We start from the raw sequence: 15,787 nt of genomic DNA, 5'->3' as shown, positions 1-15,787 counted from the left end.
TTCGTGTTTTTTTATTTAAGTGTAACGCTTTTTAGCGAAGATAAAAATTTTTTTATCCACTTCTTAATACTTTTTGTGACGAATATATAGAAAAAGAATGGAACTAAGACAGAAGGGGGTATTAGAATGGATAGTCAAATTGTAATAGACGGTGCATCGAGTGATGGGATTATTGCTGGATTTTTAGCATTAGGACTCATATTTATTATTATTGCGTTAGTTTGGTTTGTAGCCGCCTATTTGTTAACAGCATTTGCTTTGTATTACATGGCAAAAGCGAATGAGCGGGAAGATGCTTTCTTCGCATTTATTCCATTTTTAAACTCTAAAATATGGGGAGATTTAGTCGGGAAAAAATTACCGCAATTTATGCAGCCGCAATCAGGTTGGAAGCTATTTGGTGTCTATGTTGCCTGTTTTATTGCTAGGTGGATTCCATTTGTAAGGTTTATAGCTTCACTTCTTTTATTGGTGGTAGGGGTTTATATTATATATCTACTATTAGAAAGATATACAACAAATGCAGTGCTATACACGATTTTGCACGTTATTACATGTTGTATTTTCCTTCCGATTCATTTATTTGTAATCCGAAATAATGAACCGAGATATTGAGAGTACGAAAAAACGGAAGGGACTCCCCCTTCCGTTTTTTTCGTTACATTAAGTAACGTAAATAAATATAAATGTTCGAAATGATTAATGAAACAATGGTAATTGGGAAGCCGACTTTTAAGAATTCCATATAGCTAAAGCCATGTCCTTCACGGTTTGCGATACCTGCAACAATTACGTTTGCGGATGCCCCGATTAATGTTCCATTTCCGCCTAAACAAGCACCGAGTGCTAATGACCACCAAAGTACATCAACTTGTGCATCGGATGGCGTTAAGCCAAGTCCAACTGTCATATCGTTAATAAGTGGAATCATTGTTGCAACGAATGGGATGTTATCAATCGTTGCAGAAGCGATACCTGATACCCATAAAATAAGTACAGAAGCAAAGGAAATGTCACCGCCAGTTACATTTAATACTTGTTGTGCTAACGACTTGATTAAACCAATATCAATAAGACCGCCAACGAGAACGAATAAACCAGCAAAGAAGAAAATCGTAATCCATTCAACATGCGCAAACACATCTTCAATCTCATGCTCCTTCACGCCGATTAACATTAATACAGTTGCTCCTGTTAAGGCAATAACTGCTGCGTCAATGTGAAAAATGGAGTGTGTCATAAAGCCGATGATTGTCAGACCAAGTACCGTTAATGATTTTTTCATGAGCACTGGATCTTTAATATATTGCTTTTCATTTAAACTCATTAATTTTTTGATTTGAATCGGATCAGCTACCAATTGTTTTCTGTATATGAAGTACAACATAACCGCTGTTACAGCGATAATAATAATGACAATTGGAGCTAAGTTCACTAAAAAGGCATTAAAATCTAAATGTTTATTTGACGAACCGATCATAATGTTTGGCGGGTCACCAATAAGTGTAGCAGTTCCGCCGATATTTGAGAAAATAATTTCTGATAGTAAATACGGCACAGGATTAACTTGTAAAATACGTGTGATAGATAGTGTAACTGGTACAACGAGAAGAACAGTTGTCACGTTGTCTAAAAAAGCAGAACCAACTGCAGTTAGTAAGGAAAGAATAATTAAAATGCGAATTGGATTTCCTTTTGCTTTCTTAGCGGATTTAATCGCAACGTACTGAAAGACTCCCGATTTACTTGTAATGTTAACTAAAATCATCATACCGATAAGTAAGGTAATCGTTCCCCATTCAATATGCTTTGTAAATGCGTTATGTAAATCAACAACGCCTACAATGACCATTAAGGCTGCACCAAGCAACGCGATGACAGCACGATTAATTTTTTCAGAAATGATAATGGCATATGTAACTAAAAAGACCACAATTGCAAAGTAGTATTGCCAGTTTGCAATTTCTTGTGTTGTTTCGTGCAAAAATCTCATCTCCTCTCAGAAGTTGTTCTTATTATTTGATACAATTGCGAAATAAACACAATTAAAGTCATTATAAAGTAGAAAAATGTATGCTGTAAATGAAAGCCTCAGTTTTGTCATATTTTCTGCAAAAATGAATTAAGCCATTTTCTTGTTTTTGAAAATATTTGCAGCTATTTGACATATATATAAGATACACCTTATGGAATGTATGAAGTGAAAGTTTCATTTGGATTTGGTTTCTACATTAAAATTGGTAAATTCAAAAGTGTTCGTCGTTATTTGTTATGGTACACTGGATGTAAATGGAAGAGTTAATCCCGCTATTTGCAGGCAGTAAGCCCCCACCTCAAGATTTGGAGAGAGCCGCTTCCGCTTTTCTAAAGAAGAGAAGTGGGGGCAACTGCCCGTAGATGCCCGATTGGTTCAACTAACCATCAGTGGGGGGGATGAAGCCCTTCACTGATGGAAGTTTCACTTTATAAGGAAGGGATCGTATGGATGAACAACAATTTTTATTTTTAGATTTTGAGTTCACGATGCCTCAAAATCGCAAAAAACCAAAAGGATTTTTTCCAGAAATTATTGAAGTAGGAATTGTCTCGGTTGTGAATCATGTTGTAGTTGATACGTATTCTTCTTATGTAAAACCAGAAACTTTTTCGGCATTAACAGAGCGGTGCAAAACATTTTTAGGAATTCAGCAGGAAGCGGTGGACAACGGGATTTCATTTGCAATGCTTGTTGAACGATTAGCAAACTATGAAAAACGTTGCAGTGCAACAGTTGTGACGTGGGGAAATATGGATATGAAAGTGCTAAAGCAGAATTGCGAAGCAGCAAGTATCCCTTATCCATTTGCAGGACAATGTCGTGACTTATCATTAGAGTATAAGCGTTTTTTTGGAGAGCGAAACCAAACTGGGTTATGGAAAGCAATTGAAGCATACGGAAAGGTTGGAACAGGTAAGCATCACTGTGCGCTAGATGATGCGATGACGACATATAATATTTTTAAGCTGGTGGAGAAAGATAAGCAATATTTAGTAAAACCAGCTCCTCCAACACTTGGTGAGCTTGTAGACTTTTCAAAAGTATTAAAAAGAGTGAGTGCACAATAACGACCAAATTACAATTTTAATTGTAGTTTGGTCGTTTTGTTGTTTTTACAATTGATAATCATGTTTTAATTGTTCTAGCATTTGTAAGCTGCGCTCTGCGAATGGAGTGTCATCTTCTTGTAATTGCTTCATTTGCTCTGTTAATGCTGTTTGCAGTGATTCTTTATAACCTGGCACATTGCCTTCGTAACGTTTCACCATTGTCTGCGGGATATTTGTTTGTTCGCGAAATGCTAAGGCGCGGCGTTCATGGAAAAAAGGTACGTCGGCTTGTTTTACATTATGTAGGTCGCCTTGTATAGGATGTTTCACGACAGCTAGAACTTTTACAAGATAATGTTGCGGACGGACGTTTGTAATTTCTCCGATGTACTTACCTGTTTTATAAATACCTGTTACAATATCGCCGATTTGGAATGTTTCATTCATATTTTTCACCTCAGTTTTATAGTAAGCAATGGAAGAGAATGAGTCAAAGAAGAAAGGAAGTTTTATTCAGACTGAATTTTCTGTATAATTAGCTATAGCAAGGAAATGAACAAAGGGAGGAACCGTTATGATGCCTTTATACTTTCCGGAAGATAAGACAGAATATATTATACCTGCCATTGTATGTGTACTATTTATAATCGGGGCAATTGCGACGTGGCGTATGTTTATTAAATCATCAGAGCGAGAAGCGGAAAAATTGAAAGAGGTAGAAAAACGTATTATGGAAAAACGGTAATTAGGGAAGAGTTGTTGACTTTCATGCAGGATAAGTTGTTTTTGTATGTTTCCTTCTAGGCTCGGACAATATAAGGATAGAATGAGTTTGGAGGGAATACGGATGAAAAAGCAACTCGTGTTGGGATGTTTTGCAGCGATCCTCTTTGCTGGATGTGCGAAAGGGAACCCGAAAGAAATAGATGTGAAGCTGTATAATGCTTCTGGGGATCAAGTAGGAACGGCGAAGGTTACTCAGCAATCAAGTGGAGTAAAGATTTCGATTAAAGCAGAGGGGCTTACACCTGGTGTGCACGGATTACATATTCATGAAGTAGGGCAATGTCAAGCACCGGACTTTATTTCTGCCGGTGGCCATTTTAATCCAAATAATAAGAAGCATGGGTTATTAAACTCAAAAGGGTTTGAAAATGGAGATTTGCCGAATGTGATTGCAGATGGCGAAGGAAAGATTAAGGTGGATATTACGGCACCGCAAGTGAGCTTAAAAGAAGGAAAAACAACGATGAATAGAAAAGACGGTGCATCACTTATTATTACGGAAAGTGCAGACGATGGGATGACACAACCAGCTGGAAATTCGGGGAAACGAATTGCATGCGGTGTCATTGTGAAAAAAGCTTCGGATCAAAAAAAGGAAAAAGAAAAGTAAAGAAAACCGGAAGTTAGAAAGGTCGCCTAGAAAAAATTATGGCGGCCTTTCTATATTTTGATGGCATAAGTAGAAAAGGAAATATATGATAAGCGTATACAGTCTTTAAAGTTGTCTTTTGTAGGAAAGCCTCTGGAACAACTTTTGAAATATAGGTATTCATGTTGGATAGTAAGGATGAGAGGAAAGAAGAGAATGGAGCCTAAAATAATAAGTATCCCAGCAAAAAAAATTGTTGGAATTAAGAAAGAAACGACCTTTGCAAAAGATTCCGAAGTCACAACGGGAATATGGAAAACATTTATGCCATTAAGAAATCGTATCCCATACAGAAGTAACTCCTGTTTCCTTTCTATAAAGGTGTTAAAAACGCCTTTGAATTTAAGTGATATGAACTATAGTTATGAAAAATGGGCTGCTGTTGAGGTGGAACATTTCGAAACAGATACTTCTTCAGAACTATCCACGTATACGCTAGCGGGAGGTTTATATGCTGTTTTTATACATCAAGGAACAGCAGCTGATTTGAGCACATTCCAGTATATTTTTCAAGAGTGGTTACCAAATTCCAATTATAGTTTAGACTTAAGGGAACACTTTGAAGTTATGGACGATAATTATCGCCCGGACGATGTAAACGCAAAAGAAGAAGTGTGGATACCGATAAAAGCTAAAAGAACCGATAAGTAAAAGAGCTGGAAAGAACATTTTCAGCTCTTTTACTATAATAACTATATTCAAGTCACATAGATAACTTTTCCTTGGAATTGCATGAAAAGGTACATTGTAAGCGGCGAAGCGCATCTTCTAATACGGAGCGTGGACAGCCGATATTTAAACGAATGTGCTGCTCACCACCAGTACCAAATTTTTCTTCAGGCTCTACAATAATTTTTCCTTTTGTCTCTAATAATTTCATTCGTTCACTTTGTGTTAGTCCAAGTTTGGAGCAGTCAATCCAAAGTAAGAACGTACCATCAGGCTGAATGACGGATAGTTTTGGAATATGCTGTTTAATAAAGTCACATGCAAATCGAGCATTCTCTTCTATATAAGATAACAGATCTGCTAGCCATTCATTGCATTCTGTGTACGCACTTTGCATTGCTGCGTAAGCAAATGTGTTTAAACCATGAAAGCCTTGGCGATGCTGTACAGCGGTAAAGGCATCTCGTAGCTTTTCACTTGGAATAATAATAACCGATGCTTGCAGCCCAGCGATATTAAATGTTTTACTTTGGGCGATGCATGTCACAGTTCGCTTCGCTAAAGTTCCCCATATTTGTTACTCCTTTCAATAACGATTAAAAAAACTGAATATTCTTACATTTCTTCTAGCATAGCTGATATGATACGATAAAGAAAAGTGGAAAATATGGAAAAGGTGGGGAATGTATGGGGGCATATGAGAAGATGATAGACTTTGTGAAGAATTGGGATCCGTTTCAAATGGGTCCGGAATTTTATGAAACGGAAGCAAGCGACATCGTCTACATTGTAAGTACATTTGATGATGCGAAATATATCGCAAAGAAAATACAGCACATTTATTTAATATCATTTGATAGAACATTACCTATTGAAAAGTGTCAATGGTTAGCAGAACAGTTGTTGTTATTAAAAGATGGTGGAAGTTGTAGTCTATAAGTTCTTATTGAATAGCAAGGGTATAAGAAGCGGGCTTTTCGATACCCGCTTCTTATTTTAGGTTAATTAGCTAAGAACGTTATAATTTCTTCGCATACATGCTCTGGTTTTTCTTCAGGTAATAAATGTCCTGTGTTTTCATAAGAAATAAAGTGTGAATGCGGTAGGTCATTATGCAGGCGGTGTCCAACTTCAATAGGAACAACACGATCTTTTTCTCCCCAAATAAGCAAAGTAGGTGTTGAGATCTTTTGCAGTTCTTTTGATGTTAAGTCTCCTTCACGATCGCGAATCATGCGTGTGAGTGCAGGAAAGATGCGATTATCATAAAAAGGTGCTGCATAGCCTTGCATCATTTCATCATCGATTAAAGAATGATCGTGAACAACATTCATTAAGTTATGGATGATACCTCTCCTTACAATCCAATTTTTTACGTATAAATGAAAGAACGGTAAATAGGAAGTATAGATAAGCGGCAGTTTCGCCCGCGATAAATAACTTGAACTGCATAAAAGAACCGTCTTTTGAATTAAGTCAGGCCGTAATTTGTTTACATATAATGCAATTTGTCCTCCCATTGAATGGCCTACTAAAATAACGTGTTTTGTTTGTAAATGTTCGATAAGCTCAATGACAATCGTTGCGAGATTCCCATAAGAGTATGTGAAATGAAACGATTTATCGCTTTTTCCAAATGGCGGTAGGTCTAGGGCAATCACATTTCCTTGCTTTGTTAAAAGGGGAATGAGACGCCGATAACTAAAGGTTGAAGAGAGAAACCCGTGAATTAAAACAAAAGTTGGCTTTTCTTCGGAATCGAAAGACTGGTAGAGCTCATAATGAATCGTCATCCCTCTTGTAGAAAAGGTGAAGTGAGGGAGTTGAACTTCGTTTTCCATCTTCATCACTCCGTTGTTTTTTGTTCATATCATCTCCTTTTTGAGTTGGAATTATCCTAGTTGAAACGAGAAGGAAAAGCAAAGGTTGACTTATACATTCCTATTAAAAAAGGAAGAAAAGTATTTTTAAAAATGGGCGAGGGGGACTGGCAATGCATAGGAGCGGTCAGGTCCTTTTCGTGCCACGTGCAAGGTTTGAAAACAAAAGTAGACAATACGTGCAGGCTCCTCTTGTGTTTGCATGACAACAGTCTATATGCCAAAAAATGAATTTATCAGTAATAGAAAGACACACTTTCACTAAAATCATCCCCTTTTCTAAATCTCTAAAAGGTATAGCTGAGTAGTTACAAAAAGAGTATGAATAATGAGAAGCGCCTGTTTTGGTAAACAGGCGCTTTCTCATTATTTTAGTTCATTCACAACGTTTGGCGGTGTCTTCCCTTGCAGTCCAGTAACTAAATTTTTTGCTGCTGTCATTGCCATAGTTCGGCGTGTTTTTAAGGTCGCAGAACCAATGTGAGGGAGCGTCACGACATTTTGTAGAGATAACAACGGGTTATCCTTTTCAATTGGTTCTTGTGTAAATGTATCAATGCCTGCTGCGAAAATTTTCTTTTGCTGCAGCGCTTCAATTAATGCAGTCTCATTTACTGTTTTCCCGCGGGATGCATTAATAAAAATGGCTGTTTCCCTCATTATATTAAATTCTTTTTCCCCGATTAAATGATACGTTTCTTCTGTTAATGGTGTTAGAAGGACAATAAAATCTGCTTTTTGCAGTAACGTTTCTAATTCGCAATATGTTGCGCCAATCTCCTGTTCTGCTTTTTCTTTACGGCTTCGATTATAGTATAAAACGTCCATATCGAAGCCGAATTTTGCGCGTTTTGCAACGACTTCGCCGATGCGGCCCATACCGATAATTCCAATCGTTTGATGGTGAACATCTAAGCCGAAATGCTCTTTGCTAATTTCCGCATTCCATTTTCCTGACTTTACATAACGATCAAGTTCACAAACGCGGCGAGATGCAGATAACATTAATGCAAAGACAAGGTCAGCAACAGTATCATCTAATACGTATGGTGTATTCGTTCCAATTACGTCTCTTTGCTTCATGGCTGCGATATCGAAGTTATCATAGCCGACAGAAATGTTACTTACTACTTTCAACTGCGGAGCTGCTTCGAGTAATTCATCATCAATAATAGCCCCAAAGTTTAATAGTCCATGTTTATCTTTTATTTTCTCTAATAAGATATGGCGTGGGATTTTTTCATTACTATCCCATTTTTCATATTCATAATGCTCAGCAATATATTCTTCAACAAATGCAGGAACTTTTTCTGCAATGTAGACTCTTTGTTTCATAGCTTCAGCCCCTTTCTCTATGTATTGTCACATAATTCCTAAAAAAAATCTTCTTTTCAAATCGGAAAAGCAGTCTGTATAATTTAGAAAATATACAAAAAGGAAAGGGAGATTGTAATGACAGAAAAGGAATTAGAATTGTTAGCTTGTCTTGAGAAAAGTAGCCGATTATCTGAAGAAACATTAGCTAAAATGTTAAACATAGATGTAGAAGAAGTAATAGCAATTCTTGAAAAATTAGAAAGAGAAAAAGTGATTGTCGATTATGTAACATTGATTGATTGGACAAAAGTAAAAGAACATACAGGTTTAACAGCAATGATTGATGTGAAAGTTACACCGAAGCATGGTGTTGGATTTGATGCGGTAGCAGAACAAATTTATCGTTATCCAGAAGTGAAGTCGGTGTATTTAATGTCAGGGACATATGACCTTTCCATTACAATAGAAGGAAAAGGAATGGCCGAAGTTGCAACGTTTGTAGCGGAGAAGTTAGCGACAATTGAATCTGTTGTATCAACGACAACGCATTTTATTTTGAAAAAGTATAAACATGAGGGAATTATATATGAAAACAAAGATGATGATAAACGAATTGTGGTGGCGCCATGAGTAAATTTGAATTATCAAAAGTAGCACAATCTTTACAACCATCCGGTATTCGCAAGTTCTTTGATTTGGCTGCCGGTATGAAAGGAGTTATTTCATTAGGAGTTGGAGAACCTGACTTCGTGACGCCTTGGAATGTAAGACAAGCATGCATTCGGTCATTAGAAGAAGGATATACAGCTTATACTGCGAATGCTGGATTATTAGAGCTACGCGTGGAAATTTCAAAATATTTACACAAACAGTTTTCGGTCGATTATGATCCGAAAGAAGAAATCATTGTAACAGTTGGGGCAAGTCAGGCGTTAGATGTGGCAATGCGTACCATTGTTAATCCTGGTGATGAAGTAATTATTATTGAACCAAGCTTTGTATCATATGCGCCGCTTGTTACGTTAGCTGGCGGTGTACCAGTACTTGTGTCTACATCCTCAGAGGATGAATTTAAGGTGCAGCCGCACCAAATTGAATCGGCGATTACATCGAATACGAAAGCGATTTTACTATGTTCTCCAAACAATCCGACAGGAACGCTTTTAAATAAAGAAGAATCGGAGAAAATTGCTGTTATTGTGGAGAAATACAATTTAATCGTATTATCTGATGAGATTTATGCTGAGCTTGTTTATGATGAAACATATACAAGTTTTGCAAGTGTGAAACATATGCGTAATCATACAATTTTAATCTCTGGTTTTTCAAAAGGTTTTGCGATGACAGGTTGGCGCCTCGGTTTAATTGCGGCTCCGAAACATTTTACGGAACTCATGTTAAAAATTCATCAATACTCGATGATGTGCGCACCGACGATGTCTCAATTTGCAGCATTAGAAGCACTGCGTTCAGGAGAACAAGAGGTTATTCGTATGCGTGAGAGCTATAAACAACGCCGAAACTTTATGACAACTTCGTTTAATGAAATGGGATTAGATTGTCATATGCCTGGCGGAGCATTTTATGTATTTCCCTCGATTCGTTCGACTGGATTATCTTCGGCGGAATTTGCTGAACGTTTATTGTTAGCGGAAAAAGTTGCTGTTGTACCTGGAAGTGTATTTGGCGAGAGTGGCGAAGGGTTTATTCGCTGTTCGTATGCAACGTCACTTGAACAGCTTATGGAAGCGATGAAACGTATGAAGAGGTTTGTAGAGAATGAAAAAAGGACAAAACGTAATACGTTTTGTCCATAAAAGGGGGGGAATACTAGAAAGCCATGTGTTAGTATTTTATCCCCATATTTGAAGATTTATACATGTTAAAGGAATTTTTTTCATGAATTTTGAATGAAAGTCAACTAGGTGGTATAATTTACTAATACAAAAGGTAAACATAGGGGAGTGTTTCTTATGTTAAATAAATATACAACTGGAGTGGTTGTGAAGGGAAAAGTAACAGGGATTCAAGATTACGGAGCATTCGTTGCATTAGATGAAGAAACACAAGGACTTGTGCACATATCTGAAATTACAAATGGATATGTAAAAGATATTCATGATTTTTTAAAAGTTGGAGATGAAGTGGAAGTAAAGGTACTTTCAGTTGATGAGCAGAACGGAAAAATGAGTTTGTCATTGAAGGCTGCCAAACGGAAACAAGGGAAAGTGCGTATTCCAAATCCGTCTGCAAATGGATTTAACACATTACGAGACAAGTTAACAGAGTGGATTGAAGAATCGCAAATTACAAAATAAAAGCAGGGAGCCATGCTCCCTGCTTTTATTCGTTTTACATTATGATATAAAAGAATCAAACGTTTCTGTTGCTGCGCTTGTAATCAGAATAAAGAAACGTCCGTATGTCGGAAGGTAGGACAGATCTCCACTTGTTTACAAACAGGCGGAGATCTGTGTTTTATAATATCATAAGAGAGTTATCGAACTTGACGTGCTTCTGGGTGTGTTCCAAGCTCTTCAGAAGGTTTAAATAATAAACCAAGGTTAATTAATCCTGAAATACCTACAATACCGTAGATGATTCGAGCAAGTGCCGTATCTTGTCCGCCGAAGATAGCTGCTACTAAATCGAATTGAAAGAAGCCAATGAGTCCCCAGTTTACTGCGCCAATAATCGTAAATACTAAAGCAATGCGTTGTAATGTACCCATTCTAAGCAGTCCCTCCTTAAATGATGAAGCGCAAACGAGCTAAGTTTACTCGCTTAATTAAGCTTCTTTTATAGAATGGATACCTTTTGTCCTTCTTATACAAAAAAAATAAATTTCTCATCGAAAAAACAAGAGATATGACGATTTTGTAAAAAATACAAATTGGGTGCGCTTACAATTTGCGGTTCACTTGATTTACAACGGTGGTTTCGCTAAAGTGAAGACAGAAATACATATACATACTGTATTGGAGGCAAAAAAATGAGCACACATGTAACGTTTGATTATTCAAAAGCATTATCGTTTATTAGTGAACACGAGCTAACATACTTACGTGATGCAGTAAAAGTATCGCACCATGCAATCCATGAGAAAACAGGGGCAGGGAACGATTTCTTAGGTTGGGTAGAACTTCCGCTTGCATACGATAAAGAAGAATTTTCTCGCATTCAAAAGTGTGCGGAGAAAATTAAAAATGACTCTGACATTTTACTTGTTGTTGGTATTGGTGGTTCTTACTTAGGAGCACGAGCAGCGATTGAAATGTTAAATCATTCTTTCTACAATATGCTGTCTAAAGAACAGCGCAAAACTCCACAAGTGCTATTTGTAGGACAAAACATTAGCTCCACTTACATGAAAGATTTAATGGATGTATTAGAAGGTAAAGACTTCTCGATTAACGTCATTTCCAAATCAGGTACAACAACAGAACCTGCAATTGCATTCCGTATTTTCCGCAAGTTATTAGAAGAGAAATATGGAAAAGAAGAGGCGCGTAAACGCATTTACGCAACAACAGATAAAGCGCGCGGTGCTTTAAAAACATTAGCTGACGAAGAAGGCTACGAAACATTCGTGATTCCAGATGATGTTGGCGGACGTTTCTCTGTATTAACACCAGTTGGTTTATTACCGATTGCTGTAAGTGGTTTAAATATCGAAGAAATGATGCAAGGTGCAAGTGCAGCTCATGATGATTTTGCGAAATCAGAGCTTGAAGAAAACCCAGCTTACCAATATGCGGTTGTACGTAATGCTTTATACAATAAAGGAAAAACAATTGAAATGCTTGTGAACTATGAGCCAGCACTTCAATATTTTTCTGAATGGTGGAAACAATTATTTGGTGAGAGTGAAGGAAAAGATCAAAAAGGGATTTTCCCATCTTCTGCAAACTTCTCAACTGACCTTCATTCTTTAGGTCAATACATTCAAGAAGGACGCCGTGACCTATTTGAAACAGTTCTAAAAGTAGGCAAATCTACACATGAACTAAAAATTGAATTAGATGAGAACGATTTAGATGGATTAAACTACCTTGTTGGTGAAACAGTAGACTTCGTTAATACGAAAGCGTACGAAGGAACATTACTTGCACATAGCGATGGCGGTGTACCAAACTTAATCGTAAACATTCCTGAATTAAATGAGTATACATTCGGTTATCTTGTATACTTCTTCGAAAAAGCATGTGCGATGAGTGGCTACCTACTAGGCGTAAATCCATTTGACCAACCAGGTGTAGAAGCATACAAGAAAAACATGTTTGCATTGCTAGGAAAACCAGGATTCGAAGAACTAAAAGCAGAATTAGAAGAACGTTTGAAATAAGAAAAGCGGAGCCGACTGTTTAGGCCCGCTGGCTAAGGTTCTTTCGCACAGAAAGTGTTTTTTACTTTCTCGTGCGGAAGGTTCTTAGACGGGAGGGTCTAGGAGGCATAGCTGGACAAAGAAAAGCGGAAGCTGTTGGGATTATCCCAACAGCTTTTTTGTGATGAATTCTCGTCGAATCGTGTCGAGTAATCTTTAAAACATGTCGAAGCGCCGATATATGCTGTGTTTCCGCCGATATATTGAAAAAAGCGCCGATATATGGAGTACGAATGGGGAATGCTAAAAAAAATCTAGAAAGGATGATCCATTTGATTCAGATTCATTCGAAGCTAGAAGGACAGACATTTTCCCTTTTCAAATTGGAAGAAACATTAAAGCCGCTCGGCTATACAATAGGTGGGAATTGGGATTATGAGAAGGGGTGTTTCGATTATAAAATAGATGAAGAGGGAGGATATCAATTTTTACGCTTACCGTTTACAGCCACTGAAGGAGAGCTTGATGTAAATGGAGTTATCGTTCGCCTTGATACACCGTACCTTCTGTCACATGTGTATCAAGACGAATTAGATGATGAAGTAAATACATTTACAGCAGGGATGACATCTTTTGATCAGTTTGCAGAACCGAAAGATCCAGACGGAGATATTCAAGCAAAATATATTGATATTGGGAAAGCCTTAGTTCGAGAAATAGAAGGATACTTGCTTAATGTTTAATTACAATCAGTAAATCATCTTTTTTCAGAGTAAAAGAATGAGTCGGATTTATATGATAGTGTCCGTCACGTTGTAGGCCAAGTAAGAGTATATTCTGTTTTAATAAATCGCAGTTACAATATTCGAAAGTTTCACCAGTATATTGTTCAGGAGTATGCAGAAGTTGTAATTTATTTGCAGTAATTTCATTGTAAATTGTAAATAGTACTTCTGAAATCGAAGGGAATAATAAAGAAGCAGCAAATACATAACTCGTTAATTTATTTCCTTCAATAATTTCTGTTGCACCTGCTCGTTTCGCGTTATGAATTTGATCGGAAGTTAACATTTCAACGATGCAATATATAGTTGGGTTTAATCCCTTTGCTGTTAAGATGGTTAAAATAGACTGCGTATCAGCAGAGCTCTCGCTTTTTTCTTTGTCAGCTGTAATCAAAATAGTATGCGCAGTACGAATATTTGCTTTGAGTAAAATATGATCATGATGAGGACAACCTTTAATAAATTGTAGATGATGAAATGACTTTGGCAGCAGAGGGAGTGTTTCATCTATGAGAACAATATCAAGGTTTGGTTGTAATACGCGCATTTGACTTACTACATGTTTCACACGTTCGTTCCAGCCGACAACAATCATATGTTTATGGCAAGAGGCAGCCTCTTCACCTTTTATTTTCATATATTGTTTACTAATCATTTCGGTTGCAAAAGATACCATATAATAAGAACCAAACCCGGTTCCTAACAAAATGAGAATGATTGCGAGGATTCTTCCTTGTATACTATGAGGAACGTAATCGCCGTATCCAACAGTGAATGTTGTGACGAGTGCCCACCATATACCATCGAACCATGTTTGAAAGTAAACAGGTTCTAATTTGTGAATAAGAAATCCAAAGAAGAGGATGAATAAACCAATTAAGGTGACCAGTCGTAAAATAATAGAATTGCGAAATGTATCTAAAATACTACTTCTTACATTCAATGTTTGTAGCTCCTCCCGCATCAATATAGCTATCCCGCTATTCGTGGACAGTAAAACCCCCACTGATTAAAGTTTCACTTTATATTGTTGCCATTATGAAAAAAGAAAAACCCCCTCATGAGTGAGGGGGTGTCAGATGCTTTCCACTTCGGTTTGTTGAACGCTATCGAGCTGTTGAATCGCATAGTATACATTAGCTGTACGTATTTTTTGATCAACAGATAGCTTCATTTGCAGAAAATGAGCTCCATTTTCTAATGTTTTCAGTTTTATATTTTTAACTTTTATATCCATCTTTTTTATGTCATCGATGACCGTAGGGATATTTTCCATACTATTTACGACAAGATTTACCGCAATTTCGCGTTGCCTGAGGGACTTTGGTCCTAAAATATTCATAACAAAAGGAATGAGTTCTACGCTAATCATAAGGAAACACATACCAGAAATAGCTTCTAAATAAAAACCAGCTCCAACTGCGATACCAATCCCTGATGCTCCCCAAATCATGGCAGCAGTAGTTAAGCCTGCAATGCTATCGTTACCTCTACGTAAAATAACTCCTGCTCCTAAAAAACCAATTCCCGATACAACTTGAGCTGCTAAACGGAGGGGGTCCATAGTGATTCTGTTTGAGATAGAGCTTGGTAAATTATAAGCTGCTTTAATTGAAACAATAGTAAGTAAACAACTAATAATAGAAATAACTAAGCAAGTTTTTAAACCTAGTGGCTTTCGCTTTAGTTCACGTTCTAAACCAATTGCAAATCCTAAAATAGCAGAAAGGCCTATCTTAAGTAATAAATCGAAGTGTTCCAATTTGTCTTCCTCCTCCGTCATTTGGTGTAATAGATGAACTGATATTTTCAGTATATGGTACAAAAAAGGAAAGCTGGACACTTTTTATAAAAAATATTGAAAAAGGGTGTTGCATTTTGGAAATTATCATGATATATTAATAAACGTCGCTGCTGCACGAAAGCAGAAAGCAGACAAAAAAAGAAATGAAAAACGCAGTTGACATCAAAAAACAAAGATGTTAACATGAGGAAGTCGCAAATGAGCGGCGGATAAGTTCTTTGAAAACTGAACGAAACAAACAACGTGAAACGTCAATTTTTATTTTATGATGCTAGACAAACACTTTATTGGAGAGTTTGATCCTGGCTCAGGATGAACGCTGGCGGCGTGCCTAATACATGCAAGTCGAGCGAACCGATTAAGAGCTTGCTCTTAAGAAGTTAGCGGCGGACGGGTGAGTAACACGTGGGTAACCTGCCTATAAGACTGGGATAACTCCGGGAAACCGGGGCTAATACCGGATAACATTTTGCACCGCATGGTGCG

At 37.2% G+C, this 15,787-nt stretch carries 18 protein-coding genes, 1 rRNA gene and 1 pseudogene; 12 read left to right on the top strand and 8 right to left on the bottom strand.

Features of this window, described 5'->3' with window-relative positions:
* The first annotated feature begins 126 nt into the window (after window positions 1–126).
* Window positions 127–615 carry a hypothetical protein gene (locus H280_RS0118275; protein WP_020062575.1) on the top strand — a complete coding sequence of 163 codons (489 nt, stop codon included), beginning with the start codon at window positions 127–129 and terminating at the stop codon, window positions 613–615.
* Between the two features lie 43 nt (window positions 616–658).
* On the opposite strand, the gene H280_RS0118270 is transcribed toward H280_RS0118275, so the two are convergent.
* Window positions 659–1,984: an ArsB/NhaD family transporter gene (locus H280_RS0118270; protein WP_020062574.1), complete on the bottom strand. Its 1,326-nt coding sequence runs from the start codon at window positions 1,982–1,984 to the stop codon at window positions 659–661.
* Between the two features lie 497 nt (window positions 1,985–2,481).
* Here H280_RS0118270 and kapD point away from each other — a divergent pair, with 497 nt between their 5' ends.
* The gene (gene kapD / locus H280_RS0118265; RefSeq protein ID WP_020062573.1) at window positions 2,482–3,105 is read left to right on the top strand and encodes a 3'-5' exonuclease KapD; all 624 of its coding nucleotides are present in this window, start codon (window positions 2,482–2,484) and stop codon (window positions 3,103–3,105) included.
* A gap of 45 nt (window positions 3,106–3,150) precedes the next feature.
* Here the strand turns inward: kapD and H280_RS0118260 are convergent, their stop codons facing one another.
* Entirely contained in the window at window positions 3,151–3,534 is a 384-nt protein-coding gene (locus H280_RS0118260) for a kinase-associated lipoprotein B (RefSeq protein WP_020062572.1), read from the bottom strand.
* A gap of 127 nt (window positions 3,535–3,661) precedes the next feature.
* On the opposite strand from H280_RS0118260, the gene H280_RS26180 reads away from it, so the two are divergent.
* The 3 genes from H280_RS26180 (at window position 3,662) to H280_RS0118245 (ending at window position 5,173) form a co-directional block, all read left to right on the top strand.
* Complete coding sequence (locus H280_RS26180; RefSeq protein WP_020062571.1) at window positions 3,662–3,832, top strand: hypothetical protein; 171 nt, start codon at window positions 3,662–3,664, stop codon at window positions 3,830–3,832.
* Window positions 3,833–3,934: 102 nt separating this feature from the next.
* On the top strand, window positions 3,935–4,483 hold the full coding sequence (locus H280_RS0118250; protein WP_020062570.1) for a superoxide dismutase family protein: 549 nt from the start codon (window positions 3,935–3,937) through the stop codon (window positions 4,481–4,483).
* Between the two features lie 177 nt (window positions 4,484–4,660).
* On the top strand, window positions 4,661–5,173 hold the full coding sequence (locus H280_RS0118245) for a GyrI-like domain-containing protein (RefSeq protein WP_081625688.1): 513 nt from the start codon (window positions 4,661–4,663) through the stop codon (window positions 5,171–5,173).
* A gap of 52 nt (window positions 5,174–5,225) precedes the next feature.
* Here the strand turns inward: H280_RS0118245 and H280_RS23825 are convergent.
* Window positions 5,226–5,753, bottom strand: a pseudogene (locus H280_RS23825) (aminotransferase class I/II-fold pyridoxal phosphate-dependent enzyme); the annotation flags it as partial.
* 125 nt (window positions 5,754–5,878) lie between these two features.
* On the opposite strand from H280_RS23825, the gene H280_RS0118235 reads away from it, so the two are divergent.
* Window positions 5,879–6,130: a DUF1871 family protein gene (locus tag H280_RS0118235; RefSeq protein WP_020062567.1), complete on the top strand. Its 252-nt coding sequence runs from the start codon at window positions 5,879–5,881 to the stop codon at window positions 6,128–6,130.
* Between the two features lie 62 nt (window positions 6,131–6,192).
* Here H280_RS0118235 and H280_RS0118230 read toward each other — a convergent pair whose 3' ends face one another.
* Both H280_RS0118230 and H280_RS0118220 read right to left on the bottom strand, forming a co-directional pair.
* Window positions 6,193–7,032, bottom strand: coding sequence for an alpha/beta fold hydrolase (locus H280_RS0118230; RefSeq protein ID WP_020062566.1), 840 nt, complete (start codon window positions 7,030–7,032; stop codon window positions 6,193–6,195).
* Between the two features lie 405 nt (window positions 7,033–7,437).
* The gene (locus H280_RS0118220) at window positions 7,438–8,406 is read right to left on the bottom strand and encodes a 2-hydroxyacid dehydrogenase (RefSeq protein ID WP_020062564.1); all 969 of its coding nucleotides are present in this window, start codon (window positions 8,404–8,406) and stop codon (window positions 7,438–7,440) included.
* Window positions 8,407–8,523: 117 nt separating this feature from the next.
* Here H280_RS0118220 and H280_RS0118215 point away from each other — a divergent pair, with 117 nt between their 5' ends.
* From H280_RS0118215 to yugI, 3 genes are all read left to right on the top strand, one after another.
* Entirely contained in the window at window positions 8,524–9,018 is a 495-nt protein-coding gene (locus tag H280_RS0118215) for an Lrp/AsnC family transcriptional regulator (protein ID WP_020062563.1), read from the top strand.
* Window positions 9,015–10,205, top strand: coding sequence for an aminotransferase (locus tag H280_RS0118210; RefSeq protein WP_020062562.1), 1,191 nt, complete (start codon window positions 9,015–9,017; stop codon window positions 10,203–10,205). The genes H280_RS0118215 and H280_RS0118210 overlap by 4 nt, the downstream gene beginning before the upstream one ends.
* A gap of 156 nt (window positions 10,206–10,361) precedes the next feature.
* The gene (yugI, locus tag H280_RS0118205) at window positions 10,362–10,706 is read left to right on the top strand and encodes a S1 domain-containing post-transcriptional regulator GSP13 (RefSeq protein WP_020062561.1); all 345 of its coding nucleotides are present in this window, start codon (window positions 10,362–10,364) and stop codon (window positions 10,704–10,706) included.
* Between the two features lie 179 nt (window positions 10,707–10,885).
* Here the strand turns inward: yugI and H280_RS0118200 are convergent, their stop codons facing one another.
* A complete protein-coding gene (locus H280_RS0118200) occupies window positions 10,886–11,119 on the bottom strand; it encodes a DUF378 domain-containing protein (RefSeq protein ID WP_020062560.1) in 234 nt (77 codons plus the stop codon).
* Window positions 11,120–11,380: 261 nt separating this feature from the next.
* Here H280_RS0118200 and H280_RS0118195 point away from each other — a divergent pair, with 261 nt between their 5' ends.
* Window positions 11,381–12,733: a glucose-6-phosphate isomerase gene (locus H280_RS0118195; RefSeq protein WP_020062559.1), complete on the top strand. Its 1,353-nt coding sequence runs from the start codon at window positions 11,381–11,383 to the stop codon at window positions 12,731–12,733.
* Window positions 12,734–13,044: 311 nt separating this feature from the next.
* Window positions 13,045–13,455 (top strand): YugN-like family protein, encoded by a 411-nt coding sequence (locus H280_RS0118190; RefSeq protein ID WP_028411299.1) that lies wholly within the window; start codon window positions 13,045–13,047, stop codon window positions 13,453–13,455.
* On the opposite strand, the gene H280_RS0118185 is transcribed toward H280_RS0118190, so the two are convergent.
* Both H280_RS0118185 and H280_RS0118180 read right to left on the bottom strand, forming a co-directional pair.
* Window positions 13,445–14,461, bottom strand: coding sequence for a potassium channel family protein (locus H280_RS0118185; protein WP_051094787.1), 1,017 nt, complete (start codon window positions 14,459–14,461; stop codon window positions 13,445–13,447). The genes H280_RS0118190 and H280_RS0118185 overlap by 11 nt on opposite strands.
* 111 nt (window positions 14,462–14,572) lie before the next feature.
* On the bottom strand, window positions 14,573–15,259 hold the full coding sequence (locus tag H280_RS0118180; RefSeq protein ID WP_020062556.1) for an MgtC/SapB family protein: 687 nt from the start codon (window positions 15,257–15,259) through the stop codon (window positions 14,573–14,575).
* Between the two features lie 326 nt (window positions 15,260–15,585).
* Here H280_RS0118180 and H280_RS0118175 point away from each other — a divergent pair.
* Window positions 15,586–15,787, top strand: a 16S ribosomal RNA gene (locus tag H280_RS0118175); the annotation flags it as partial.

The organism is Bacillus sp. 123MFChir2 (assembly GCF_000383235.1).
Classification (GTDB): Bacteria; Bacillota; Bacilli; order Bacillales; family Bacillaceae_G; genus Bacillus_A.
The sequence above is the reverse complement of the archived record's forward strand: the minus strand, read 5'-3'. Positions and strand labels throughout refer to the sequence as shown.

Excerpts from the sequence above, each read along its gene's own strand:
- H280_RS0118185 (WP_051094787.1), bottom strand. The coding sequence starts at position 14,461 with ATGCGGGAGGAGCTACAAACATTGAATGTAAGAAGTAGTATTTTAGAT.
- H280_RS0118245 (WP_081625688.1), top strand. The coding sequence starts at position 4,661 with ATGAGAGGAAAGAAGAGAATGGAGCCTAAAATAATAAGTATCCCAGCA.
- H280_RS0118200 (WP_020062560.1), bottom strand. The coding sequence starts at position 11,119 with ATGGGTACATTACAACGCATTGCTTTAGTATTTACGATTATTGGCGCA.
- H280_RS0118215 (WP_020062563.1), top strand. The coding sequence starts at position 8,524 with ATGACAGAAAAGGAATTAGAATTGTTAGCTTGTCTTGAGAAAAGTAGC.
- H280_RS0118235 (WP_020062567.1), top strand. The coding sequence starts at position 5,879 with ATGGGGGCATATGAGAAGATGATAGACTTTGTGAAGAATTGGGATCCG.
- H280_RS0118195 (WP_020062559.1), top strand. The coding sequence starts at position 11,381 with ATGAGCACACATGTAACGTTTGATTATTCAAAAGCATTATCGTTTATT.
- H280_RS0118220 (WP_020062564.1), bottom strand. The coding sequence starts at position 8,406 with ATGAAACAAAGAGTCTACATTGCAGAAAAAGTTCCTGCATTTGTTGAA.
- H280_RS0118250 (WP_020062570.1), top strand. The coding sequence starts at position 3,935 with ATGAAAAAGCAACTCGTGTTGGGATGTTTTGCAGCGATCCTCTTTGCT.
- H280_RS0118260 (WP_020062572.1), bottom strand. The coding sequence starts at position 3,534 with ATGAATGAAACATTCCAAATCGGCGATATTGTAACAGGTATTTATAAA.
- yugI (WP_020062561.1), top strand. The coding sequence starts at position 10,362 with ATGTTAAATAAATATACAACTGGAGTGGTTGTGAAGGGAAAAGTAACA.
- H280_RS0118230 (WP_020062566.1), bottom strand. The coding sequence starts at position 7,032 with ATGGAAAACGAAGTTCAACTCCCTCACTTCACCTTTTCTACAAGAGGG.
- H280_RS26180 (WP_020062571.1), top strand. The coding sequence starts at position 3,662 with ATGATGCCTTTATACTTTCCGGAAGATAAGACAGAATATATTATACCT.
- kapD (WP_020062573.1), top strand. The coding sequence starts at position 2,482 with ATGGATGAACAACAATTTTTATTTTTAGATTTTGAGTTCACGATGCCT.
- H280_RS0118210 (WP_020062562.1), top strand. The coding sequence starts at position 9,015 with ATGAGTAAATTTGAATTATCAAAAGTAGCACAATCTTTACAACCATCC.
- H280_RS0118275 (WP_020062575.1), top strand. The coding sequence starts at position 127 with ATGGATAGTCAAATTGTAATAGACGGTGCATCGAGTGATGGGATTATT.